Origin of the sequence: Bradyrhizobium oropedii, assembly GCF_020889685.1 — a bacterium.
Taxonomy (GTDB): domain Bacteria; phylum Pseudomonadota; class Alphaproteobacteria; order Rhizobiales; family Xanthobacteraceae; genus Bradyrhizobium; species Bradyrhizobium oropedii.
This window is the reverse complement of record NZ_JACMYO010000031.1, coordinates 23,539-48,297: the sequence shown is the minus strand read 5'-3', so window position 1 is coordinate 48,297 and position 24,759 is coordinate 23,539. Positions and strand designations below refer to the sequence as shown.

At 62.6% G+C, this 24,759-nt stretch carries 22 protein-coding genes and 1 pseudogene; 13 read left to right on the top strand and 10 right to left on the bottom strand.

All coding sequences use genetic code 11. The features are described 5' to 3' along the window. Window positions 1-230: 230 nt before the first annotated feature. From H8A95_RS11650 to traC, 4 genes are all read right to left on the bottom strand, one after another. Entirely contained in the window at window positions 231-443 is a 213-nt protein-coding gene (locus tag H8A95_RS11650; RefSeq protein ID WP_229165858.1) for a hypothetical protein, read from the bottom strand. A 200-nt stretch (window positions 444-643) separates the two neighbouring features. After that, the gene (traG, locus tag H8A95_RS11645; protein ID WP_229165859.1) at window positions 644-2,575 is read right to left on the bottom strand and encodes a Ti-type conjugative transfer system protein TraG; all 1,932 of its coding nucleotides are present in this window, start codon (window positions 2,573-2,575) and stop codon (window positions 644-646) included. Then, window positions 2,562-2,777 (bottom strand): type IV conjugative transfer system coupling protein TraD, encoded by a 216-nt coding sequence (gene traD / locus H8A95_RS11640; protein WP_229165860.1) that lies wholly within the window; start codon window positions 2,775-2,777, stop codon window positions 2,562-2,564. Before traD ends, traG begins: the two co-directional genes overlap by 14 nt. 4 nt (window positions 2,778-2,781) lie before the next feature. After that, complete coding sequence (gene traC, locus H8A95_RS11635) at window positions 2,782-3,042, bottom strand: conjugal transfer protein TraC (RefSeq protein WP_229165861.1); 261 nt, start codon at window positions 3,040-3,042, stop codon at window positions 2,782-2,784. 249 nt (window positions 3,043-3,291) lie between these two features. On the opposite strand from traC, the gene traA reads away from it, so the two are divergent. The 5 genes from traA (at window position 3,292) to H8A95_RS11610 (ending at window position 9,771) form a co-directional block, all read left to right on the top strand. Then, a complete protein-coding gene (gene traA / locus H8A95_RS11630; RefSeq protein WP_229183266.1) occupies window positions 3,292-6,600 on the top strand; it encodes a Ti-type conjugative transfer relaxase TraA in 3,309 nt (1,102 codons plus the stop codon). Continuing rightward, a complete protein-coding gene (gene traF / locus H8A95_RS11625) occupies window positions 6,597-7,130 on the top strand; it encodes a conjugative transfer signal peptidase TraF (protein WP_229165863.1) in 534 nt (177 codons plus the stop codon). Before traA ends, traF begins: the two co-directional genes overlap by 4 nt. A 19-nt stretch (window positions 7,131-7,149) precedes the next feature. Next, window positions 7,150-8,286, top strand: a complete 1,137-nt coding sequence (locus tag H8A95_RS11620; RefSeq protein ID WP_229165864.1) for a conjugal transfer protein TraB — start codon at window positions 7,150-7,152, stop codon at window positions 8,284-8,286. A gap of 11 nt (window positions 8,287-8,297) precedes the next feature. Then, entirely contained in the window at window positions 8,298-8,915 is a 618-nt protein-coding gene (locus H8A95_RS11615) for a TraH family protein (protein WP_229165865.1), read from the top strand. Between the two features lie 535 nt (window positions 8,916-9,450). Further along, window positions 9,451-9,771: a transcriptional repressor TraM gene (locus H8A95_RS11610; protein ID WP_229165866.1), complete on the top strand. Its 321-nt coding sequence runs from the start codon at window positions 9,451-9,453 to the stop codon at window positions 9,769-9,771. A 126-nt stretch (window positions 9,772-9,897) separates the two neighbouring features. On the opposite strand, the gene H8A95_RS44430 is transcribed toward H8A95_RS11610, so the two are convergent. The 3 genes and pseudogenes from H8A95_RS44430 to H8A95_RS11595 form a co-directional block, all read right to left on the bottom strand. Beyond that, complete coding sequence (locus H8A95_RS44430; RefSeq protein ID WP_229165901.1) at window positions 9,898-10,032, bottom strand: LuxR C-terminal-related transcriptional regulator; 135 nt, start codon at window positions 10,030-10,032, stop codon at window positions 9,898-9,900. A 150-nt stretch (window positions 10,033-10,182) separates the two neighbouring features. Further along, window positions 10,183-10,573: pseudogene (locus H8A95_RS11600) on the bottom strand (autoinducer binding domain-containing protein); the annotation flags it as partial. A gap of 933 nt (window positions 10,574-11,506) precedes the next feature. Beyond that, entirely contained in the window at window positions 11,507-11,983 is a 477-nt protein-coding gene (locus H8A95_RS11595) for an Lrp/AsnC family transcriptional regulator (RefSeq protein ID WP_229165867.1), read from the bottom strand. Between the two features lie 468 nt (window positions 11,984-12,451). On the opposite strand from H8A95_RS11595, the gene H8A95_RS11590 reads away from it, so the two are divergent. Continuing rightward, complete coding sequence (locus tag H8A95_RS11590) at window positions 12,452-12,991, top strand: GNAT family N-acetyltransferase (RefSeq protein ID WP_229165868.1); 540 nt, start codon at window positions 12,452-12,454, stop codon at window positions 12,989-12,991. Between the two features lie 244 nt (window positions 12,992-13,235). Here H8A95_RS11590 and H8A95_RS11585 read toward each other — a convergent pair whose 3' ends face one another. The 3 genes from H8A95_RS11585 to H8A95_RS11575 all read right to left on the bottom strand — a co-directional run bounded on the left by H8A95_RS11585 (window position 13,236) and on the right by H8A95_RS11575 (window position 16,342). Then, window positions 13,236-13,577, bottom strand: a complete 342-nt coding sequence (locus H8A95_RS11585; RefSeq protein ID WP_229165869.1) for a hypothetical protein — start codon at window positions 13,575-13,577, stop codon at window positions 13,236-13,238. An 89-nt stretch (window positions 13,578-13,666) separates the two neighbouring features. After that, window positions 13,667-15,034, bottom strand: coding sequence for a styrene monooxygenase/indole monooxygenase family protein (locus H8A95_RS11580; protein WP_229165870.1), 1,368 nt, complete (start codon window positions 15,032-15,034; stop codon window positions 13,667-13,669). Between the two features lie 84 nt (window positions 15,035-15,118). Further along, complete coding sequence (locus tag H8A95_RS11575; RefSeq protein WP_229165902.1) at window positions 15,119-16,342, bottom strand: acyl-CoA dehydrogenase family protein; 1,224 nt, start codon at window positions 16,340-16,342, stop codon at window positions 15,119-15,121. A gap of 525 nt (window positions 16,343-16,867) precedes the next feature. Between H8A95_RS11575 and H8A95_RS11570 the strand changes: the two genes are divergently transcribed. The 7 genes from H8A95_RS11570 (at window position 16,868) to sfnG (ending at window position 24,363) form a co-directional block, all read left to right on the top strand. After that, on the top strand, window positions 16,868-18,289 hold the full coding sequence (locus H8A95_RS11570; protein ID WP_229165871.1) for an LLM class flavin-dependent oxidoreductase: 1,422 nt from the start codon (window positions 16,868-16,870) through the stop codon (window positions 18,287-18,289). 6 nt (window positions 18,290-18,295) lie between these two features. Further along, on the top strand, window positions 18,296-19,066 hold the full coding sequence (locus H8A95_RS11565; RefSeq protein WP_229165872.1) for an ABC transporter ATP-binding protein: 771 nt from the start codon (window positions 18,296-18,298) through the stop codon (window positions 19,064-19,066). Window positions 19,067-19,073: 7 nt separating this feature from the next. After that, window positions 19,074-19,955, top strand: a complete 882-nt coding sequence (locus H8A95_RS11560) for a branched-chain amino acid ABC transporter permease (RefSeq protein WP_229165873.1) — start codon at window positions 19,074-19,076, stop codon at window positions 19,953-19,955. Between the two features lie 3 nt (window positions 19,956-19,958). Continuing rightward, on the top strand, window positions 19,959-21,026 hold the full coding sequence (locus H8A95_RS11555; RefSeq protein ID WP_229165874.1) for a branched-chain amino acid ABC transporter permease: 1,068 nt from the start codon (window positions 19,959-19,961) through the stop codon (window positions 21,024-21,026). A gap of 97 nt (window positions 21,027-21,123) precedes the next feature. Next, a complete protein-coding gene (locus H8A95_RS11550) occupies window positions 21,124-22,449 on the top strand; it encodes an ABC transporter substrate-binding protein (protein ID WP_229183263.1) in 1,326 nt (441 codons plus the stop codon). Window positions 22,450-22,469: 20 nt separating this feature from the next. Then, on the top strand, window positions 22,470-23,261 hold the full coding sequence (locus H8A95_RS11545) for an ABC transporter ATP-binding protein (protein WP_229165876.1): 792 nt from the start codon (window positions 22,470-22,472) through the stop codon (window positions 23,259-23,261). Window positions 23,262-23,277: 16 nt separating this feature from the next. After that, a complete protein-coding gene (gene sfnG, locus H8A95_RS11540; protein ID WP_229165877.1) occupies window positions 23,278-24,363 on the top strand; it encodes a dimethylsulfone monooxygenase SfnG in 1,086 nt (361 codons plus the stop codon). Window positions 24,364-24,759: the final 396 nt, after the last annotated feature.

Here is a 24,759-nt window from a genome sequence, read left to right as displayed (position 1 = left end):
CCATCGGAGTGAAGGGGAACGCCGCCGCTCCTCGATGTTCGTCGCCGGCCCGCAGAACAGCGGGCGCAGTCAACAGTGTGCCGTCGATGATGCAGATCAGAAGACGGCTCTGCCCCCAGAAAGGAATTGCGCCGGGGGGGGGGGGGGGGCGTGTGCCCGAGCAGTCCTTGACTGCAACGATCACGTACGCTGCCGTGCGCCCACGGCAGCCAGCTTGAGCTCGGACCCAGTCAGGGAGATCGTCGTGCCATCAATTTCGAACTCGGTCCAGACCCGGAAGGTACGATCTCGTTCTGAACAGGAAGGCGCAGCTCCCTTGCGCGCTCGATGCGCTCGGCTTGCTGGAATGCAATCTCTTTGCGGACAAACTTCTCGAGTTCGTCTTCTGCAGTTCGCCTGAAATGCTCGCGCGGCGTCCTCGCAATCCCGTTCCGCTCGACCATGATCCCGCTCCCGGAGAGCTATGACAATACGGCAACAAGGAACCCGGCGCTAGGTTCTGGGGCGCTGAATGCGTGCAAGTTGGGCGCGGTAGACGCCCGCCCACGGCGAAAAAGCGAGAAAACATCAGGGGCTACCTGGGAGCCAGCCGATCTTGTACGGCCCGCCAGGGACTTTGCCTCGTCGCCGTATTCTACGATCATCAGCTACGCCCGCCAGCTTCTCTCCGGTAGAACCTGTTCTCGCCGACGCACACTCTCATGTCAGCTCGCCTGAACCAGATGGCGCGTCCGCACCGCAGCGGCGGATTGCCGGCCGTGAAGATGATCTGCTCGTCCGTCCGCATGCGCAGGACCTCATGCGGCAGCATCAGCGGCCGGCGCGTAAGCTGCTTGGACCGCGTTCTGGAGGAACCCGACATCTGCGAGGATCGGCTCAGTTGATCGACCTCGACGGTCGTGTCACCGCAGCGCTTCGAGATGTAGTCCGCCGTTTCAGGGTCGTTGATCGCCGAGAAGGAGATCCAGGACGCGCTCTCGAACCACTTGCTGGTGGCATCACGTCCGCCATAGGCCTCGCGCATCTGGCCGATCGACTGGTAGAGCATCAAGAGGGTGATGCCGTATTTGCGACCCGCGTCGCGCGCGGTTTCAAGAATGCGCAAGTAGCCGAGACGGGCGACCTCATCGAGCAGGAACAGGGTGTGGCCGGTCACTTCGCCATTGCGATTGTAGATGGCGTTGAGCAGCGATCCGATGATAACGCGGGCGAGGCCGGCATGATTCTCCAGCGTCTTCAGGTCGAGATTGATGAAGGCGTCCGTCCGGCCTTCCGCGATCTCGGCCGTCGTGAAGCTCGAGCCGGACACCAGCGCGGCATAGTTGGCATAGGAGAGCCAGTGGGTTTCCTTCACGGCGTTGGCGTAGACGCCGCTAAAGGTTTCCGGGGTCATGGCGATGAAGGGCGCGACATTCTCCTTCACGAATCCAGAGCCGGAGTTTTCGTAAATCGTCTGCAGGCGTTGGCGCAACTTCGGCTCCGGCTCGGAGAGATTGGCGCGGACCTGGCGGAGGTGCTGATCCTTCTTTTCCGTGTGACCAGACAGGCAGACATCGGCGGTCAACGCCGTCAGCAGCTGCAACGCCGAGGCACGAAAGAAGTCGTCCCGCGCCGAGCCCTGGCGTGGATTGTCGGTCATGATCCATGAGGCGACGGCGGCAATGTCCTCTTCCTTGGTTGCGCCGTGCTGGCCGATCCAGTCGAGCACATTGAAGCCGACGCCTAAGGAGCGCGGGTCGAGCACGAAGACCTGACGACCCGCACCATGCCGGTGTCCCGTGACCATCGGTGCGACCTCGTCTGAGGGGTCGAGAACGACCAGTCCGCCGCCCCATTTGAGCGCCGTCGGCACCGTCATGGATGTCGTCTTGAAGCCGCCGGAACCGGCGAACACGATGCCGTGCGACGATCCAAATGACCCGTCAAAGCAGAGGAGGGGAGACCTGCCGCCGCTGCCCCATGTCTCAGGGTCGTCGGCGCGGAAGGACTGGTCGGCGACCGCTTCCCGATCGACGCGATAGCGCTCCCCGACCACGATGCCACCCGCCTCCTGGAACAGCCGCGCAGCCTCGGTCATCGTCATCCAGTCCGACTCGCCATGGATGGCGCGTTGGCCGCGAATGCGGCGCGGCGCTGTGGCCGCAAAGGCGGCGTTGCCCTTCATGGCCACCCGCAGCCCGAACACGGTCGCGAGCGCAGCGATCGTCGCTCCAGTGATGGTCGAGGGATCGGCATAAGCGACAAGCCGGTCTCCAGCGGGCAGGGCATTGGCAAAGGAATGGAGGCGGGCGATCTCGCGCGAGGCGGCGATCGCGACCACCAGCAGGCCGCCGAACACGACGCTCCAACCGGCCCAGCGGATCGCTGTCGCACCAGCCGCCGCGAACAGGAAGACCACGCCGATCGCCGCAGCGATCACGTAGGGCAGGGCGATGCCGATCCGGCCGAGCACCAGGTGCGCGTTTGGGGTTCTTCCGAACTTCGAAAGCCACGCTTCGATGCCGGTGAGGGCAAGGCACAAGCCCGCCATCAGCACGGCCGGCGCGAGCGCCAGCGCGATCTTATTTGTTCTCATGGCCAAACGCCTTCGCGCCGATCGCCATCAGGCGCTCGCGTTCCGCCTCGTTGCCGCGCAAACGATCGGCGGCATCAAGCAACAGGCCGAGCAACAGCGCGCGCTTCTCGTAGCGCAGCCCGGCCTTCACGATCAGGCCGCCGAGCTCGATCTTCTCCCGTGTGTCCTTCTTGCGGGCGTCATTGGCATCGGAGCGGCGCATGCGTTCAGCCCTGTTCAGCCACGCCCGAAAACGCGCCAGGCGGGACGGCCGTGGCCGCCTCGGCGGGTCGGCTCCCGCCTTTGCGAAACCGGCCAGCGATCTCCTCGAATGCAGACAGCAACGCGCCTTCCTCGATCTCGATCTCTCCCATCCCAGCCTTGAGCGCGATGCGGCCGATGCGCTCGGCCTCCCGCGTCTCAGCCTGCTTCAGCTGGTCCTGGAGCCGTGCGATTTCGTCCCTGATTTGCCGCGAGGGCTTTTTCATTCCGGAAGACCCTTCCTATCGAACTGCGCGAAGCGCGTGACAAGAAAGCCAGGGAGAGCGCGAAGCGCGACCCGGGTAATTAACGGGGTCGGCGAAGCCGACGCTTTGGAAGATCATCCCGCCGTTCCGAAGGAGCGGCTTCCCAAGGGCGCAGTAATACGTCGCTGACGCGACGTCCTGCTTCCCGCCTCGAACAGGCGGCCGGTTCCGACGAACAGCATGTTCACTCGTTTCGGGATCGCTCCAGCCGTGGCCATCACCCATTTCACGCCCCAGCTTATCGGACGCGGCGATGGCCGCAGCGCCGTGCTGGCTGCCGCCTACCGGCATTGCGCGAAGATGGAATTCGAGGCCGAGGGCCGCACCGTCGACTATTCCAACAAGGGCGGGATGATCCACGAGGAATTCCAGGTTCCGCCGAACGCGCCCGCCTGGCTTCGGACGATGATCGCCGATCGCTCCATCGCGGGTGCGTCGGAGGCCTTCTGGAACAAGGTCGAGGCCTTCGAAAAGCGCGCGGATGCGCAGTTCGCCAAGGAGTTCATCATCGCGCTGCCTGTCGAACTGACACCTAAGCAGAACATCGCGCTGATGCGCCAGTTCGTGGCGGAGCAGGTGCTGTCGCGCGGACAGGTTGCGGACTGGGTCTATCATGACGAGCCGGGCAATCCGCATGTCCACCTCATGACAACGCTGCGGCCTCTCACCGAGGGTGGATTCGGGCCAAAGCGGGTCGCGGTTATCGGTGAGGACGGGCAGCCGCTGCGCATGAAGTCCGGCAAGATCGTCTACCGGCTTTGGGCCGGCGAGAAACAGGAGTTCCTCGAGCAGCGCAACGGCTGGCTCGAGTTGCAGAACCAGCATCTCGCCCTGAACGGTCACGAGATTCGGGTCGATGGGCGGTCCTACGCCGAGCGTGGGATCGATGTCGTGCCAACCACCCATATCGGCGTTGCGGCCAAAGCCATCCAGCGCCGGGCGGAGCGCGAGGGGCGCGATCCCGACCTCGAACGGCTGCGCGTCTTCGAGGAGAACCGCGCCGAAACTCTCAGGCGAATCCAGCGCCGTCCGGAGATCGTGCTCGACATGATTTCGCGGGAAAAGAGCGTGTTCGATGAGCGGGATGTCGGCAAGCTCCTGCATCGCTATGTCGACGATGCCGGAACCTTCCAGCACTTGATGGCGCGGGTGCTGCAAAGCCCCGATGCGCTGCGGCTGGAAGGCGAGACGATCGACTTCGCCACGGGCGCGCGGGTACCGGCGAAATATACGACACGCGAGCTGATCCGGCTCGAAGCGGAGATGGCGCGGCGCGCGGTCCACCTCTCGGGCAGGGAGGAATTCGCGGTGAAGGCACCAATCATCGCCGCCGTGTCCGCGCGGCACACCAACCTCTCGGTCGAGCAGCGCACCGCCATCGAGCATCTGGCGTCCGGAGAGAGGATCGCGGCGGTTGTCGGCCGGGCTGGGGCGGGCAAGACCACGATGATGCGGGCCGCGCGCGAGGTGTGGGAGGCCGCCGGCTACCGCGTCGTTGGCGGCGCCTTGGCGGGCAAGGCGGCCGAGGGATTGGAGAAGGAGGCGGGCATCGAGTCGCGCACGCTGGCCTCCTGGGAGTTGCGTTGGAAGAACGGGCGCGACGGCCTCGATGATAGAACGGTTTTTGTTCTGGACGAAGCCGGCATGGTCGCCTCGCGGCAGATGGCGCTGTTCGTCGAAACAGCATCAAAGGCAGGAGCGAAGCTCGTCCTGGTCGGCGATCCCGAGCAGCTTCAGCCGATCGAAGCGGGGGCGGCATTCCGCGCGATCGTCGAGCGCGTCGGCTATGCTGAACTCGAAACGATCTATCGCCAGCGCCAGCAATGGATGCGCGACGCCTCGCTCGATCTTGCCCGTGGCCGGACGGCGCAGGCCCTGTCCGCCTATGGTCACCATGGACGTCTGTTCGGCTCGGAGTTGAAGGCGCAGGCGATCGACAATCTGATCGCCGATTGGAATCGCGACTACGATCCGTCCAAGTCGACATTGATCCTGGCGCATCTGCGCCGCGACGTCCGCGCGCTGAACGAAATGGCGCGGGCTAAACTCGTCGAGCGCGGTCTGGTCGGAGCAGGACATGCCTTCCGGACCGAGGATGGCGGGCGCAGGTTTGCCCCGGGCGACCAGATCGTCTTCTTGAAAAACGAGGGCTCGCTCGGCGTCAAAAACGGCATGATCGGCAGGGTCGTGGAAGCCGAGCCGGCGCGCCTGGTCGCCGAGATCGGCGAGGGCGAGGGCCGCCGCCGCGTCGAGGTCGATCAGCGCTTCTATCGCAATGTCGACCACGGCTATGCGACGACCGTGCATAAGGCGCAAGGAGCGACGGTCGACCGGGTCAAGGTGCTGGCAACGCTGTCCCTCGACAAGCACCTGAGCTACGTCGCGCTGACCCGCCACCGCGAGGATGTGGCGCTCTACTACGGCCGGCGTTCGTTCCAGAAGGCAGGCGGCCTGATCCCGATCCTGTCGCAGCGCCGCGCGAAAGAAACCACGCTCGATTACGAACGCGGCAGTCTCTATCGCGATGCGCTGCGTTTCGCCGCGAACCGCGGACTGCACATCGTCAAGGTGGCGCGCACGCTCTTGAACGACCGCCTGCGCTGGACGGTTCGTCAGAAGCTGCGCCTTGCCGACGTCGGCCGTCGGCTGCGCGCGCTCGGCGAAAAACTAGGCCTCATCGACAGCCGCAAACCCATCATCAGCACCGCACACAAGGAGGAGAAGCCCATGGTCGCCGGCGTGATGACGTTTCCGAAATCCCTCATCGACACCGTCGAGGACAGGATCCTCGCCGATCCCGCCATCAAGCAGCAGTGGGAGCAAGTCTCCACTCGCTTCCGCCTCGTCTTTGCCAATCCCGAGCGCGCGTTCCGCGCGACGAACTTCGACGCCGTGCTGAAAGATTCCGCCGCGGCGACTTCGACGCTCGCCCTGCTCGCCTCGAACCCTGACTCGTTCGGGGCGCTGCGCGGCAAGACCGGCCTGCTGGCGGGCAAGGCCGACAAACAGGAGCGCCAGCGCGCCGAGGCCAATGTGCCGGCGCTCAAGCGCGACATCGAGCGTTACTTACGTCTTCGGGCCGAGGCCGAGCACAAGCATGAAGCCGAGGAACGCGCGACCCGGCAGCGGGTCGCGATCGACATCCCCGCGTTGTCACGCGACGCGCGTCGCGTACTCGAGCGCGTGCGCGATGCCATCGACCGCAACGACCTGCCCAGCGCGCTCGAATTCGCGCTCGCGGACAGGATGGTGAAAGCGGAAATCGACGGTTTCAACAAGGCTGTCGCAGAGCGTTTTGGCGATCGCACATTCCTGCCGAACGCGGCCGGGGAGGCGAAGGGGCAGGCCTTCGAGAAGGCGGCGGCTGGCATGGATCCAGCGCGTCGTGACCAGCTCAAGGAAGCCTGGCCTGCGATGCGTGCGGCACAGCAACTCGCCGCCCAGGAGCGTGCCGCGCAGGCCCTCAAGCAGGCCGAGGCACAGCGTCTAACCGAAAGCCCGGGGCAGACCCTGAAATGAGCATTCGGCACCTCCCCTTGCTGATCCTGGCGGCGGGCGCCGGACTCGTCGCTGCCTTCGCGGGCGCTGGCTGGTGCGCCGGACTGCGCATCAACATGACGCCGAGCTATCCGCGGGGTCTCTGGCGGATCGAGCCGCTGGATCGTGAGGCCGCCGTCGGCGATCTCGTCTTCATCTGTCCGCCGGACACGGCCGAGTTCGAGCGCGCCTTTGCGCGCGGCTACCTCCGGCGCGGACTTTGCGCCGGGGGCTTAAGCCCCCTCATCAAGACCGTCGCCGCGATCGGCGGCCAACGCCTCGATGTGGCTGATCAGGTCTCGATCGACGGCCGTCAGCTCCCCGATTCCGATGTCCGGCATACCGATGCCGCCGGCCGTCCTCTCGCGCCGTTTGCCGGCGGCGTCATTCCCGCCGGCGAGCTCTATCTCCACTCCGACTTCGCAGGCTCCTATGATTCCCGCTACTTTGGCCCGATCCCATCATCGGGCATTCTCGGCCTCGCCCGGCCGGTCCTCGCCATCGGCCCATAGCTCCTGGCGCGGCGGGGCGATGGCCGGCGCCGCGGCCGCAGTCGGGGCTGCTGCCTGGTGCGGTCACCCACTCGCTCTGCCGCTCGCCTGCGCCTTCCCGACGCTTTGGGCGTTCGCGCCGTCGCGGTTGATCTCAGCGGCAGTGAGCGCGGCCTATTTCCTTGCGGCTTCGCGTGGGCTGCCGCAAGGCGTCGTCAATTTCTACGATACAGATTTTGGTGTTGGCATCGCCTTGTGGATCGGCGCGGCGGCGATCTTCGCCCTGGTCCACGCCGTGCTGTGGCAAAGGCGGCCGGGATGGGGGATGGCGCTTTGGTTTGGGCTCGGGGCGGTCTTGATGAGCGTGCCGCCTTTCGGGGTCGTCGGATGGGCGCAGCCGATCACGGCGGCCGGTGTCCTGTTTCCCGGATGGGGATGGTGGGGACTGGCGGCGACTGTGGCTATCCTGCTCACCATGACGACAGGCACATGGCCTGCCGCAGCGATCCTCGCGGCCGGCTTCTGGGCTTGGTCGGCGGCGCACTGGATTGCGCCGGCCCAACCAGACGGATGGACTGGTCTCGATACCAAGCTTGGACGCGGGCTCGGCCGGGCCCCGGACCTCGAGCAATCCCAAGCGCTTCTCCAGCGCGTGCGCGAAGTGGGCGCGGTCGAAGCCCGCGTTGTCGTGCTTCCCGAGAGTGCCGCCGGGCTGTGGACGCCGACCACGAGCGCCTTCTGGATGGACGGCCTTCGCGGCACCGACATCACGGTGATCGCCGGTGCCGCGATCGTCGATCGCCAAGGCTATGACAACACCATGATGGAGATGAGCGCCGGTCGCGCGCGCCGGCTCTATGGCGAGCGCATGCCGGTGCCGATCTCGATGTGGCAACCCTGGCTCGCATGGACGGGGCAGGGCGGAGGCGCCAGCGCCACGTTCTTCGGCAACCCCATCGTGGAGTCGGCCGGCCGGCGCGTCGCGCCGCTGATCTGTTACGAGCAGTTGCTCGTCTGGCCCGTCCTGCAGTCGATGCTCCACTCGCCCGACGTGCTTGTCGCGATCGGCAACGATTGGTGGACAGCCGGCACAGGCATCCTCCCGATTCAAAGAGCGACCACCCAAGCCTGGGCGCGCCTGTTCGCCCTGCCGCTCGTGCTCTCGTTCAACACCTGAAGGGGTTCATCATGATCGATGCCGCCACCATTCATCAATGTGCCGATCCAGATTTGAAGCCGGCGATCGTCGAGAAGTTCATCCGCGCCGTCGGATCGCTCGATCCGCTTGCCGTCACCATCCGCACTGGAAACCGCGTCATCCTCGTGACGCCGCCCAAGACGCCAGACGACGCCATGGAGTTGGTCCGCCGTTACGTCGGCCAAGCGATGGTCCGCGTCGGCGTGACCCAATATCCGGCCGGGCTCGGCATCAGCGACGTCGCCGAACTCAAACCAGATCTGATCGATGCCTGTGCCAATCTCAGGATGGGAACCGCACTCTTCGGCAAGGTCTATCGCATCGTTACGAAGTGGTATGGCGCACCGGTCGACGAGGCGTTCGGCGATGCGATTGACGCGTGGAAGACCGGTTATTTCGACGGGAAATACGTGTTCGACGAACCCGATCCCGGTAGTCTGCCGGTCCGCAAGCCTCAGCCGGACTCTGGCGACGAGCCCGTGGACGGGAATGACGCGGCGAGGTCCGCGAGCGGTCCGGTCAATGGGACCCCGCAGGAGCCGGACAACCCAAACAAGGCGGGCATCCGGATCGATCTGACCGGCATTGGTGTCAGCAAACCGAAATAGGCCGGCCTGCGGGTCGCGACAATGGGGGCTGGACAGCCAAGCCTGGTATAGGGGAGCTGCAAAGCAGCGTTATCGCCCATCAGCTCCGTAATGCTGAGATGCAGCCGCTCGGCGATCCAGCCAATTCTGTTCCGGCGCGGGGGACTCTTTTCCGATGCTCATCAGCAGGTGTCGTACGCCGTCAATCATCCGGCTCGCCTTTCATCTCGGTCGGCTGTTGGCCGGCTCAGACTGAGCCGGTTTGATTGAATCCGCCATATTCTCCACGGCTGGCGCCAGACCCCCGATCGATCTATAAGGAATCACAGGGCAGTACGCACTGCCTGGAGGTGTGGAAACCTCTGTCTAGCGGTTGGTGCCGGCCGTGACGGCATCAGGATCCTCTGACCTATTGGCCGGGGGCCTGTGACGTATGTCCAGGTGCCTCGGTGCTAAAGGTCGCAGGGCTGTCTAGACACAGTTTCCAACCCCCGGCTAGGGATCAAAGGATTATCGTCGGCGGGGGCGCACCGCGGACCAGGCCCGTGTGAGAGTTATGGTATCGATCAAGGATGATGAATCGCCCGGCACCGGGCTCAATTGCGATCTCGATCGCATCTTTGGCGGAATGACGCAACCGGAGATTGAACACCTGACCGTCGATGCTATTCGCGAATACCGGGTTAGCGTCGCGCTCGCAGAGACCGCCCGACTGGACTGGGCAGCCGCAGAGACTGACACAAACTGTGGCCCAGAACGCCGGGCGGAACTCCAACGAATTCATGAACACGCGGAAGCCGAACATCGGGCGCGCCAGCTTGTCTTGAACAACCTGATCGATCGGCTCGGCTACGTTCCAAAGGTACCGGCCGGATAATCGGCAAACTCGCAGACTTCGTGAATCAGCGCGCACCGGTGTGGGCGTCGTGGCTTCCGTCTTTGTCTCGCTCGGGGCATTACCCAACATGAGAGTGAGTGCTGCCCCGGGGCGCTCACGCCGGATCTAGATCAACTCTTTCTCCATGGCGATGCGGACGGCGTGCTGGAGATTGCTGGCGCCGAGTTTGTCGCGCGCGTTATCCAGATAGAATTGGACCGTTCGTGGCTTGATCCCAAGCAAGTCGGCGATCACGTTCATCGACTTGCCATATGAAGACCAGCTGAGTGAAATCGCTTCCTGCGTCGACAACGTCACATCCCCCGTTTTGAACGACGACGCAGACGCCAGGCTAAGATGAACATGAATGTAGGCGAGCGCCAATGCCGCCTGCATCGGGTCCCATGGCGGAACCTCGACCCGCCGACGATCTGATGCGAGCGTGATCATCGCGGTGCGGCCATAGCTTGTCCTGATCGGAATGGAAACGCCGGAGCGAATGCCGAAGTCAGTTGCCTCGGAATAGAATTGCCTGACCTCGCGCGAACTCTTGCGCACGTCGCGTTCCTGACCAGGCGAACATCCGCATGCTGCGTTTGGCGGTCGTTACGACAGGGTCAATGATCGTGTAATGCTTTGCAAGATAGAGGTTCTGCCATTCCGCGGGATAATCGCTCAAAGCGACCACATCATCGGCGTTGATATGAATGTAGGCATAGCGATCGAAGCCAGATGAGACAGTGAACTTTTTGATCGCGTTGCGAATGGAACGCTCGTCGCGTGCGAGATCGATGGCGTCCATTAACGCCTGCAATTGCCCATCCAATTTAAGTTCCTCCCAGTCTTCATCTTCCGAGCGTCCGCGCGATGGCGACCTTGCTCGTCGGATGAGCGTCACGGTTCTGTCATTGTTCTGATTTGATGACCGTTTTGAGCGACTCGACGGAATTCAACCTCCCTGCTTTGCTTACTATTCACCCCGCATCTAATCGTGCGTCCCGGCCCTCTGCGTTCTGATCCGGCCGCAGCCCCAAACCTGGCTCTTCAACTCAAGGCTCAATGGTTGCCGCGGATCGGACGCTCGGGTCTGCGTTGGTCCTCGGCGTGAAGGCTATAGCGCTTTGCGTCGTGCAGACGAGCCGGGTGCCAACACCACGCGACCATTTCGTGCTGAAGCAGTAACGCGCGCTGCCCGGACAGACAAATAGGCACTTTTGGGTCGGTCATAGGAGAAGCCTATGGGGAATGTCTCGGTGGTGGCGCTGATGGCGGATGACCGCCGAAGATGGCCGCATCCTGCAGCCGCCTTATGGGTCCTGATCGGCTAACACATTCAACATGGATATGACGGCGGAATGCGAGTCTGCATGGAGCATCACCGGCGACAGACGAACTGCGCGAGCTGGAGCGCAGCACGAGGATGCGCGCTTCAGGGAGCTGGCTGTGCGGCGATCCAATCAGAAATGTTGCCGTGGTCATCTTGGTCTGATGTTGATGCCGGTCGGAGTTGGGTTTACCGGGAAGGGCTGTCGGCTTCGCTAACAGGTCCTGACTTCGCGGCGTCAGATAACCATGCCATGGCTGTTTTGCGACGGTGGCCTCTCGGACTCGCCACGAATGCCGACGTCCGTCGGCTGGATGACGAGCGTTGCAGTCGGCGAGGACGTAGTCTCGAGGCGTCGCTCGCGATTGGTCCGACAGTGAGATGTCCGGCTCTCGTGGTCGCGGGGGGTGATCAATCCTGGGCTGGAGCTTCGATTGGAATGGCAAAGCCGGACTTTACGCGGTCCAGGATAACCATCGTCTTGAAGCCCTTAATGTCTGGGTTCTTGTAAAAGAATTGCTGGGTGAACTCCTCATAATCTTCCATGGTGCGGGCGGTCATGTACAGGACCAAGTCGGCATCGCCGGTGACGTAAAACCCGTTGACGATTTCATCGTTCGTTTTGATCGCCTTCTTCAACCTGTCGATGATGTCTGAACGCTCGCGCTCCAAGGTCACCAGCACAAGCATTTGAATTGGCCTTCCCGCTGCCTTCGGCGAAACGATTGAGACGTCTGCCTCGATGATACCTTCGGAACGAAGTCTCTTCAGTCGTCGTTGACACGCGGTGGCAGAAAGCCCCGCCATCTCGCCGATCGCATCGGAGGTTAGACGGTTGTTCCTTTGCACGATCTGGAGGATACGGGCATCTATTCGGTCGTAGGGCATAATCCGCTCCAGCCTAAGGTGGATTTAGTTCTGAAAACTTGCCAAGAAGCAGAAAATCATCCCAAGATAGAATAATACGACGAAAATCTGCGCTCGAACAGCAAGCTAACGAGCAGGGATGGTGCGGGCGAGACTGGAACAGCCGTGGGAGCACGGTTGCCGTTGGCGTAAGGCGGGCAGGGCATCACCAACGTGCGCAGCTTCTACGTCGATCAGGTCATGTCAACTTGGTGAGACAAGAAGCTCACAGATGATCTTGCGACGGAGCCGGAACACCTCGCGGTTAACAGCAAAAGTGGACGCTGGATGCTCGCCTCGATGCGCCGCCGTTCAAGAATTTTACTTCGGTCTTCGGCGAACGGTTCCGATGTCGACAATTGCTTCGACTTCGCTGGTCGGGGCCGTTAGCGCCTCTGGCACTTCGCGCTCTCAGCGGATCGGAACATCACCACCGGCTGACGCGCACTGTTGACTGACGCCACGGCGATTTCGCAGATTGAAAGGCAGACGAAGCGATTTGGAACGCGGGTTTTCATGATAGCCGACGGCAAATTTTCCTTTCGGCCCGCACGTCGGGAAGATGCGGAAACGGTTTTCAACATCACCAAGGCGTCGATCGCTGGGCTTGCGGGCGCATCCTACTCGCGGGCTCAAATCGAGAATTGGATGGGGGAGCGTACGCCGATATTTTACGAAGGCCTTATTGCCAAGGGACGGATGACCGTGTGTCAGCGCGGAGACGTCGTGGTTGCATTTGTCGACGTCGAGCCTGGCGAGGTAACCAGATTGTTCATACTGCCCGAGGCAGCAGGCGTCGGACTTGGCCGGCGGTTGCTCGAGATCGGTATAGCGCAAGCGCGCTTGGGCCATAGCGGGCCAATCAGGCTTGAGGCGACGATCAACGCCGAAGGCTTCTACCGAAAATGCGGCTTTCGCAGCGTGGGCCGAGGCTCGTTCTCTCACGGTCTCGGCGGCATGCCTATTGAGGTCATATACATGGAGCTGTGAATTTCGACGCACCACGCGGCCGGATTGCCACGACACGGGGCACCTGATCAGATACGAGGCCCGGTCAGCCGACGCCGGTTATGCTGACGGGCGGCCAGGACGTTCGATACCTATGGATGCGCGCTCCCGGGACGAGGTCAGGGCGATGCAGCGCGCGCTCATGCTGCTGGGCCCGCAACTGCAGATTGCCTCAATTTGAAATTTGCACCCGAAAGCCCGACGGAATGGGTAGACCATCGCGTGGTCATGGTCCTGCGTCATGGGGCTCCATCGGTATTGCTGCCCGCCGGTTACCCTCCGTAACCGCTTGTTCCGGAGTTGCGCAAAATCGGCCATGGCATACCCTCTTACCCTTGTAGTTGGCCAGCGTTTGAACCAATTGCGATGCCGCACGCTCCTTCCAGTCCTCTTCGATCACATCCAGAGTGCCAAGCGACCCCAGCGACAGCTCCACCAATTCGATAGCGCGCTCCTTGTTGTCGATTTCATAATAATACTGAGCGACCGCCTCATACGAGCCTATTTTCACGCCGCTACCGCCGCGGGGGTTGAGCTTGAGGATATTGTGCCGCGCACGTCGGGCCATTGCGACGGAGTGTGCTCATGATGCGTGATGATGGACCATGTCCATCTCCTGGCAGCGACCGACATCGCCCAGGTAGTGGACTCCGTCGCTTATGATGAGACGAGCGCGGGCTCGACCGCTTGCGCGTGCGCAAGTTGCTCCGGCGGTTTGAACGTTGCCAAGACCTTGTCCGCTGGCTCACCCGCCAGATCCGAAATGAACTTGACTATTTGCTGTCGGCTCTGGATACCGAGCAACGGCTGTGGCTCCGAGAGAAAATCGAAGAACGCGCTTCCGATCTTTGCGTTGACAGCAGCGGCTGGAAATAGCAGTTCCGCATGCGCTGCGTATTTCTTATCGCCGAGAAACAGCCGAGTAACTTCCGTCGCGGCCTTGGCGCGGTGGTCCCAATGCTTGTCGAATTGATCCTGCAGCCATTCGTAGGTGATCCTGTCCTTGTGCTCCTTCAGCGCGCGGATCAGTAGCACGGATTGGACAACTGCATTTTGCGCGCCCTGACCGCCGAGCGGATCAAAGGAGACTGCCGCATCTCCGATTGCTGCAACAGCGTGTCCGTTTTTGGTGCGGGCGACGGCGCGTCGAGCAGTCGGTGAGACCGCGCCGAGAAGCCAGGAGTGTGGATCCTCGTGCAAGGGTTTCAGCTGATCGATCAGCTCCGCATCTTCCGGGAAATAGGTTGCGAACAGCTTCACCACGGCGTCGCGCGCGCTCTGAGGATCTTTTACGGTGTTGAAGATGTCGATCCAGGGGCTGCCGGGCTTGGCGAAGCCAATGAACGCCCGGGTGGCGCCGAGATCCTTGTGCAGATAAGGACCGAAGAACGTCTCCCCGAAATCGGCATGGATGTTGAACCAGTTGTGCCTGGCGCCGTCCGAGCTGCGATAGGCGAACTGATGATCGGCACGATCCAGATCCTTGAATGTTGCGAGCAACAGGTGCCGCTGCGGTTCGGCGTAGACAGTGCGATCGGGGTCAACCGGGAACAGGGTCGACAATCCGCCCTTGCCCGTCGCAACGAGGGTAAGATCGGCGTCTGCTGCAATTGCGTCCAGATCTTCCGTCGTGACCGTACGCACGACGAACTTTCCGCCTCGCGCCAGGAAGCGACCGAGGCGGTCGTCGGCACGCAGCCGCGTATCCACCGCCTGCGCCCGATAGTTGAAGGGACGGTCGAACTCGATAACGGGTGTTCGGGTTTCGCCGGTGCCGGAGAATATCCGGACGCTCATCCCTGTGCTGGTTCCGGCGTCATAGAGGTCCTCGATGACCTCGGCATCGTATTCGAGGGATTTGCCGAAATAGACAGCCGTTCCCGTAGGAGGCACATCGTTGCGTAGCGACGCGCGGTCCCGGTCGCTGTAAATGGTGACGTCAAATCCTGCGTTGACGAGGCCAAGTCCGGCCGTCGTTCCGGCTAGACCCGCTCCGATAATTGCGACTGTCCGCTTGTTGGACACTTGGCTCTCCTGATGGAATAATGGATTGGTGGCGATGGGGGGCGTGCCTCTCGGCACGGCGTAAAGCGGTCAAACGAGCGCCTGCTAACTGGCGTGTTGTCGTGTGGAACGAACGCCGGCACTCCAGGCATATGGAAGCGCCGCGCCATTCAGCTCGTACGCACCGATTGCGCGGAGTTTGAAGATCGCGGGGTTGTGGGAAGCGATGGTACGTGCGTTTCGCCAGTGCCGATCGATGGCGAGCTTCTCCGAGCTGAGGGAGGCACCGCCCACCTCGAAAAGCGTGGTCACGGCGTCGAGCACGAGCTTGATGACCGTCACCTGCGCCTGCGCCGCCGCAAGTTCGGAGGCATCGAGCTGCTGCGGGTCCTGGTGGCGACCATCAAGCGTCTGCGCGAGCTCGTCGACCGCGGCGAGAACCGTTGCTCGCGCGCCAAACGCGGCGCTGAGGAGCTGGCCGATGACCTGCTGCACCAGGGGATCGTTGCGTGGCAGGTCGGCGACGGCATGGGTGAACGTGCGCGTTCGTGCTTTGATCCAGTCGCTCGTATCCGCCGCGGCGCGTTTCGCGATCCCTGCGAGCGTGGCGAGCAGGATCAGCTGAACATGGGCCGTTCCAAATACCCGGCCTTCCGTGCCGTAGCCGGGACCGATGATCCGATCCGGGGTGACCGTGACATTCTTGAACTCCGCCGTGCCGCTTGCAGTGAGCCGCTGGCCGAAGCCGTCCCAGTCGTCCTCAACGTTGACGCCTGGCTGGCTGGTGTCAACCAGAACAGTAACCCGCTTGCCGTCTTGGTCGGCCGCGACGAGAAGGTGGTCGGCGTAGAGTGTGCCGGTCGTGTAATACTTCAGCCCGTTGAGCCGCAGCGCGGCTTCTTCCGATGTGACGGCGGTCCGGTAGCGATCGACCGCACCAACGCCTGGCTCGGTGACGGCGACCCCGACAAGCGCGCCGTTCGCGATAGCTCCGAGCCATCGTGCCTTAACTGCCTCATCCTTGTTCAGCCGCAAGTCTTCGACCAGGTTGAAGTGTGCGCGTAACGCCTGCGGCAGGTTGGAATCCGCGGCCGCGAGCTCGATCAGCAGCTCGAACGTCTGGCGGAGCGTCGCGCCGAGCCCTCCGAACTCGATCGGCACACGCAAAGCTCCGAAGCCGGCTTCCTTCAACAGCCTGATTTCCTCGATCGGTAGCGTGCGGTTTCGCTCGCGCGCGACCGCACCTGCCGCGATCGTCTCGAAAATTGGAGCGAAACGCTTGTGAAGGGCGTCGTCGCTGATGCTCGGTCTGCCAGGATGAATGGTCATCGTGCTGCGTTTGCTGGTTACATGAGTTCTTGGATGGATGGAATTGTTGTCTCGAAGAATACCCCGCTCGCGTGCGAGGGCCAGACTGAATTTCTGTTCGGATGCAACACAATCGTTTGGGGCTTCGCGTCGCGCGAAGGAAAATCTGCTGTGTGAGCTTGCCGATCGATGTCGCCTGAAGTGACGCAACGGTCGGCGACAAAGACTGCGATGCTCGCGGTTATATCGATCGCGAATGAAGTCTTCTCCGTGACCCCCCGATCGACGCGTCGGATCGTGTCGAAACGCGATCGATCGAAGCACGTTGTTGTCGCAGCTTACATCGAGTGTGCCGCATGATCTGAACCTGCGACGCAAAGCTGAAAGGAGCCAAGAGCGAATTCTTCATCCTGCAACGGGATACCACGAAAGATGCGTGTCGAAAAAGATCGATAAACGCGATGGACGATGGATCGCGTGTTGTGGCGAGATGTCGCGCGAAAGAGCCAACGGTGTCGCGCTGAGCGACGCCACGGAGATGTGTGAATGGCGCGACAGATTCGGTTCAATGCATTCGACATGAATTGTGTCGGTCATCAGTCTCCCGGTGTCTGGGCGCATCCGCGAGACCGCTCCTACAAGTACAAGGATCTTGATTATTGGCAGGATCTCGGGCGAACGCTGGAGCGGGGGATATTTGACGGCATCTTCATCGCCGACGTGATCGGCTACTATGACGTCTACAAGAACTCTCTGTTCCATGCGCTCGAGCAGGCGGCGCAGATCCCCGTCAACGATCCCTTGCAACTGGTCGCGCCGATTGCCCTTGCAACCGAGCATCTCGGCATCGGCATCACGGCATCGACGTCATTTGAGCATCCCTACACGTTCGCGCGCAGGCTCTCGACCGCGGATCATCACAGCAAGGGCCGCGTCGGATGGAACATCGTGACCTCGTATCTGGAGAGTGGAGCCAAGAACATCGGCCAGGGCGGGCTACGCCGTCACGACAACCGGTACGAGGTGGCGGCCGAATATGCCGAGGTGCTCTACAAGTTGCTGGAGGGGAGCTGGGAGGAGGGGGCCGTTCTGCGCGATGCCGGGAAGCGGATATTCACCGACCCTTCGAAAGTTCATGAGATCGCCCACAAGGGCCGATACTTTGACGTGCCGGGCTATCATCTCTGTGAGCCGTCGCCGCAGCGGACGCCGGTGCTGTATCAGGCCGGAGCCTCCGGTGCCGGCAAGGCGTTTGCTGCCGGGCACGCCGAATGCGTGTTTGTCGCTGCTCCGATCAAGCCGGTCCTGAAGTCCTATGTGGCCGAGGTGCGGCGGCTCGCGGCTGAGGCCGGTCGCGATCCGCGCAAGGTGCTGACCTACAATCTGGTCACGGTGATTGTCGATGAAACCGACGCGAAGGCGGAGGCAAAGTTCAGGGAGTATCAGCAATACGCCTCCTATGACGGCGCGCTCGTGTTCATGTCCGGATGGAGCGGCATCGATTTCGGACAGTATGCACCGACCGATCTGGTCAGGAAGGTCGAGACGAATGCGATCGTTTCCGTGGTCGATCATCTCGCCAGCGGCAGCAAGTCCTGGACCATCGAGGAGCTTGCGCGCTGGGGCGGCATCGGCGGGCTCGGCCCGGTGTTCGTCGGTTCGGCGTCGACGGTAGCCGATATCCTGCAACAATGGGTGGAGGAGACCGACGTCGACGGATTCAATCTCGCCTATGCAGTGACGCCGGAGACCTTCGAGGACGTTGTCGATCTGCTGGTTCCGGAGCTGCAGAAGCGTGGCGTCTATCCGACCGGCTATCGTCCCGGCACCCTGCGGGAGAAGCTGTTCGGAGACGGCCCGTATCTGCCGTCGAGCCATCCGGCAGCAAGCTATCGCGACATCCAGGCGGTCAAGCGCCGCGAGCGCGAGACGGCCAGTCTGGCCCCGCGTCAGCCCGTCGAGGCGTGATGTGCGATGGCCGAACCGGTTCTGCAACTGCGTGACGTCTCGCTTTCGTTCAAGGGGATCAAGGCGCTGAATGCGCTCAGCTTCAACGTGGAGCGAGGCGAGATCTGCGCGCTGATCGGGCCAAACGGGGCCGGCAAGAGCTCGCTGCTCAACATCATCAACGGGGTCTATCGGGCCGACAGTGGCAGCATCACTTTCAATGGCGAGCAATTTGTCCGGATTCGCCCGGCGCGAGCCGCGCATTTGGGCGTTGGCCGGACCTTCCAGCACAATGCGCTGTTCCGGCATCTCAGCGTCCTCGACAACGTGCTGGCCGGACTGATCCGGCATTGCCGCGCGACCATTGTCGAGCACGCCTTCGGCATCGGCCGCGACCGGCGCGAAGCGCGCGAGTTCAACCGGCGGGTCGATGAGATCGTCGCCTTTCTGGACTTGACCAAGCACCGTGACAAGGTGGTCGCGACACTTCCTTACGGCGTTCAGAAGCGGGTCGATCTCGCGCGGGCCCTGGTCGGCGGACCGAGCCTGCTGCTGCTCGACGAGCCGATGGCCGGGATGAACCAGGACGAAAAGCAGGAGATGAGCGGCTTCATCCTGGAGACCAACACGCGCCTTCGCACCAGCATCGTGCTGATCGAGCATGACATGAGCGTCGTGATGGGGCTCTCGCATCACGTGGTCGTGCTCGATTACGGCCGCAAGGTCGGGGATGGCTCTCCGGAGCAGGTGCGCAGGAACCCGGACGTGATCGCCGCCTATCTGGGCACAGCACATTGAGGTCCAGATGAGCTTCTTCGTCGAAACGCTGGTCGGCGGCCTGCTTGCGGGCGTCATGTACTCGCTGGTTGCGATTGGATTTGTGCTGGTCTTCAAGGCATCCGGCGTTTTTAATTTCGCGCAAGGGTCGATGGTGCTGTGTGCGGCGCTCACCTTCGTAACCCTGCGTGACAAGGGCCTCGATTTCTGGCTGGCCGCGCTGATCACGCTGTCGGTCATGGTGGTGCTCGGGATCGCGGTGGAACGCGTCGTGTTGCGGCCGCTGGTCAACCGGCCACAGATCACGCTGTTCATGGCGACGCTGGGCGTGTCCTTCATGATCGAGGGCGTCGCGCAGATCGCGATGGGCGCGAGCGTGCATGAACTCGACCTCGGCATCGTCGATACCCCGATCGAGATCGGCGGAGTCCAGGTCAGCCAGTTCGACCTCGCGGCGGCGGGCACAGCCGGCATTCTCGTGATCGCGCTCTCGATCTTCTTCAACAAGACGCGCATCGGGATCGCGCTGCGCGCGATCGCCGACGATCCGCAGGCCGCACTCTCGATCGGGATCCGGCTCCAGACCTTGTGGCAGATCGTGTGGGGCGTCGCGGGCTTCGTCTCGCTGGTTGCTGGTCTGCTGTGGGGTGCGCGCCAGGGCGTGCAGTTCGCGCTCACCCTCGTCGTGCTCAAGGCACTGCCGGTGCTCATCATCGGCGGATTTACGTCGATGGCAGGCGCGATCGTCGGCGGGCTGATCGTCGGCGCCGGCGACAGCCTCGCTGAAATCTATCTCGGAAGCCTGCTGGGAGGCAGCGTGTCGACCTGGTTCGCCTATGTGCTGGCGGTCGCTTTTCTTCTGGTCCGCCCGGCTGGCCTGTTCGGCGAAGCGCCGATCGAAAGGATTTGACGCATGTCTGCGATCGGCACCGATGCCATCGAAGGGTTCAGCGCTACGCGTGACACCGCCCGGGTTACGCGGGATCGGCTGCGCGTCGGCTCGGCGGTTCTGCTGCTCGCCGCACTGGTCGGCATTCCCCTGGTGGCCAACGACTACTGGCTCAATGCCGTCCTGATCCCGTTCCTGATCATGTCGCTCACCGCGCTGGGGCTGAACCTGCTGATGGGCTACGCCGGGCAGGCCTCGCTCGGCACCGGCGGGTTCATGTCGGTCGGTGCGTATGCGACATACAATCTGCTGCTGCGCCTGCCGGAGCTGCCGTTGCCGGTCAGCCTGCTGCTCGGCGGCGTCATCTCCGGGCTGGTGGGCATCGTCGCTGGGCTGCCGAGCCTGCGGATCAAGGGCTTCTACCTCGTCGCATCGACGCTGGCGACGCAGTTTCTGCTCGAATGGCTGTTCAATCAATATGGCTGGTTCTCGAACTATTCGACCTCAAGCTCGATCTCGGCGCCACGGCTTGCGATCTTCGGCCATGATCTCTCGAGCCCGACCGGTCGCTATTTCCTGACGCTGGCCACCGTCGTCGTCGTGACTGTTGTCGCAACGCGGCTGGTTCGCAGTCAGACCGGCCGGACCTGGATGGCGATCCGTGACATGGATACCGCGGCTGCGGTGATCGGCGTTCCGGTATCCGCCGGAAAGCTGAAGGCGTTCTTCGTGAGCTCGCTGGTGATCGGGATCGCAGGTGCGCTCTGGGCCTTTGCCTATCTCGGCACGGTCGATGCGCGCAGCTTCAACCTGGATCGTTCGTTCCAGGTGATGTTTGCGATCATCATCGGCGGCATGGGCAGCATCAGCGGCAACTATCTGGGCGCCGCCTTCATGATCTTGCTGCCGATCCTGCTCGATCACGTCGGCGGCGGGTTGTTCGGAGGCGCGATCGATCCCGGACAGCTCGAAAATCTTCAGAAGGCGTTGTTCGGCGCGCTGATCGTCTGGTTCCTGATCAAGGAGCCGAGAGGGCTCGCAGCACTGCTGTCGCGCGCATGGACGCAACTGGCCGCGCGCCTCGGCCGCTAGCAAGCAACGAAACCATCAAATGCGGGCGTGAGCCCCGACGTGAATTCTGCATCAAATGGAGGGTAAGCAGATGTCTTTACGGAAACAGAAGCGGATCATGAGCAGGGCGATCGGCCTGGCTGCCCTCGTTCTGTCGGCGGCGGCCATCGGCACCACCGCCTCGGCGGAAGACGCAAAAACGCAATACTTCCCGCTCGCGACGTTTCGCGTCGGTGCCTATGCATCGAGCGGCATTCCGGTCTGGGCCGGCGAGATCGATTATTTCCGCTACATCAACGAGGTCGAAGGCGGCATCAACGGCATCAAGCTGGTCTGGGACGAATGCGAGACCAACTGGGAGGTCGAGAAGGGCGTCGAATGCTATGAACGAGTGAAGGCAGGCAAGAACGGTTCGCCGGTGCCGATCTTCCTGCCGCATGGCGATCCGATTTCGAAGGCACTGACCGAGAAATCGGTGGCCGACAAGATTCCGCTGGTCACGATCGCCTATGGCCGCACCGAGGCGATCGACGGGCGGGTGTTCCCGTACAGCTTCCCGGTCGTCTTCAGCTTCTGGAGCGAAGCCTCCTCGGCGGTCAATTTCATCGCGGAGAAGGTCGGCGGCAAGGACAAGCTGAAGGGCCTCAAGATCGCGACCGTCTATCACGATTCGCCTTACGGCAAGGAAACGCAGGTCCCGCTTGCCCACCTTGCCAAGACGTACGGCTTCGAGGACATCCAGATTCCGGTGCCGCATCCGGGCAATGAACAATCGGCGCAATGGGCCAAGATCCGCCAGCTCAAGCCCGACTGGGTATTCTTGCGCGGCTGGGGCGTCATGACGCCGGTTGCGATCAAGACCGCCGCCAAGGTGGGCTTTCCGGTCGATCATATCGTCGGCGGGATCTGGTCGGGCTCCGAGGAGGACGTTCGCCCTGCCGGCGCCGTGGCCAAGGGCTATCTCGCAATCACGCCATTCCCCGCCGGCGCGAATTTCGAGATCCATCAGAAGCTCAAGAAATACATTCTCGACAAGGGTCTCAGCGATCTCAAGGACCCGAAGAGTTTTGGCTCGGTCTACTACAATTCCGGCGTCGACGAGGCGATCGTCGCGGTGGAGGCGATCCGGACGGCACAGGCGCATTTCGGCGTGCGGCCGATCAATGGCGAGGAAGCGCAGTGGGGCCTCGAGCATCTCGACCTCTCCGAGAAGCGCCTTGCGGAAATCGGCGCCACCGGTCTCCAGCAGCCGCTGAAGCTCTCGGCGAAGGACCACGAGGGCGGTGGCGCGGGCAAGGTGCTGCAGTGGGACGGTGAGAAGTGGAACGTGGTGTCCAACGGTTGGGTGAAATCCGACCGGGACTTGCTGCTGCCCCTGATCTATGAGCGCGCTGCCGCCTACGCCAAGGAAAAGGGCATCACACCGCGCGATGCAACCAACTGATGTTGCCCTGAAGGATCGTCATGACCGCGTCGCAGTTTCTCGAAGTCGATAACATCGAGGTCCTCTACAGTCAGGCGATTCTGGCCTTGCGCGGCGTTTCGTTCAGGGTCGAAGAGGGATCAATCGTTGCTCTTCTCGGCGCCAATGGCGCCGGGAAGACCACTACGCTGAAGGCAATCTCGAACCTGCTCGCGTCCGAGCGCGGACACTTGAGCCGTGGCGCAATCAACTGGCGCGGCGAGATCACCAGAGCGCTCGATCCGGCCGACCTTGTTGCCAGGGGAGTGGTCCAGGTTCTGGAAGGTCGTCACGTCTTTCCTCAGCTCACGGTCGAGGAGAACCTTCGCAGCGGCGGGTTTGTGCGCCGGCCGAGCCGTCGTGCGCTCGCCGACGATCTCGAACGCATCTACACTTGGTTTCCGCGGCTCAGACAGCGCCGCGGCGTGCGTTGCGGCCTGACCTCGGGAGGCGAGCAGCAGATGGTTGCGATCGGGCGCGCACTGATGACGCGTCCGACCCTCGTGCTGCTCGACGAGCCTTCGATGGGCCTGGCGCCGATCATCGTGGAGGAGATCTTCCACATCATCCGCGATCTCAACAGAAACGAGGGCGTCAGCTTTCTGCTGGCCGAGCAGAACGCCCATCTTGTCCTTCAATTTGCCGATCACGGTTACGTCCTCGAGAACGGCAAGGTCGCTGCGTCAGGCACGGCAGCTGATCTCGCCGAGCGGGACGATGTTGCCCAATTCTATCTCGGTGCCGCAGCGGCCGGAACGGCGGCCGTGGAGCCGGTCCAGACCACGACTGTATGAGCAGGAGCTGCGCGTCATGGCGATTCGTTTTGGATATTGGATGCCGCTCGGCAGCGGCGGCTTCGTCATCAGCAACGTTCCGCAGCGCACCGACTGGACGCTCGACTACAACGCTTCTCTGGCGCGTGAGGCCGAAGCGCTCGGCTTCGAATATGGCCTGGCGCCGGCGCGCTTCATCGCGAGCCATGGCTGGGAGCTGCAGCAGGAAGCCATCACCTGCACGGCAGTGCTCTCGGCTCAGACCAAGCGGCTGAAGCTGATCAGCGCGATTCACACCGGCTTCTGGCATCCGGCCATGATCGCGAAGGTGGGGGCCACGATCGACGTCTATTCCAAGGGGCGGTTTGCCATCAACATCCTCACTGGCTGGTTCAAGGACGAGTTTCGCGCCTTTGGCGAGCCCTGGCTGGAACATGACGAACGGTATCGCCGCTCGGAGGAGTTCATCCAGGTGCTCAAAGGTCTCTGGACGCAAGACCGTTTCACCTTCAAGGGCGACTTCTACAGGATTAATAACGCTTGGCTAAAACCGAGGCCGATCTCGCAGCCACATCCGGAGATTTTCCAGGGCGGCAATTCCAAGGCCGCGCGCCGGATGGCCGCGAAATATTCGGATTGGTATTTTCTCAATGGCACCACGGTGGAGGGCGCCAAGCAGCAGATCGACGAGGTCCGCGCGCTCGCCAAGGCGGAAGGCCGCACCGTCAAGTTCGGGCTCAACGGCTTCATCATCCAGCGGCCGACCGAGCGGGAAGCGCTCGAGCAACTCGAGGCGATCATCGCCGGCGCCGACCCCGAGATCGTGCAGGCCTTCGCCGACCAGGTGAAGCAGGCTGGCGCATCGACAGCCGAGAGGATCGGGATGTGGGCGGACTCGAGCCACGCCAACCTGGTTCAGCCCAATGACGGCTTCAAGACCCGTCTGTTCGGTCCCCCCGAGCTGATCGCGGAGCGTATCCGTGCCTATGAGGCGATCGGCGTCGACATGATCCTTTGCGCCTTCCTGAATTTCACTGACGAACTGCCGGCGTTCGGGCGCGAGGTGATTCCGCTTTTGAAGTCGGTCAAAGCCGACTGGGTCCACGAGTCCGAGCCTGCTTGAGACGACTGCATCAAGATTTGGAAAAGGAATGAGCTGCGATCGCGGGCCAATCCGAAACGAAGCGCTCGCAGAGACGGCGATCGGCAGAGCATGCGTCGCTATTTTCGTAGCTTGCTCGACACGCTGGAAATCACGACGCATCATGATCCCGCATCCTCGATTCGGTGCGCGACCTGCACGATGAAGCCGCCGCCTGAGCGCCAGATCGCGCGCGAGGGCGCTGATCCCGACACCATCCGAACGAGTTTCGCACGTCGATGGAGGCTGCGGTGTCGCCCATGACCCAGTCTCTCCGGTTGCGCCAGAGCCAGCCATCTGGCTCCGCCGAGGCGTCACCGGGAACATTGAGCCTGGAGCCCGCGCCGCCGGGCTTCGATACTCCCCATTCGGTTGATC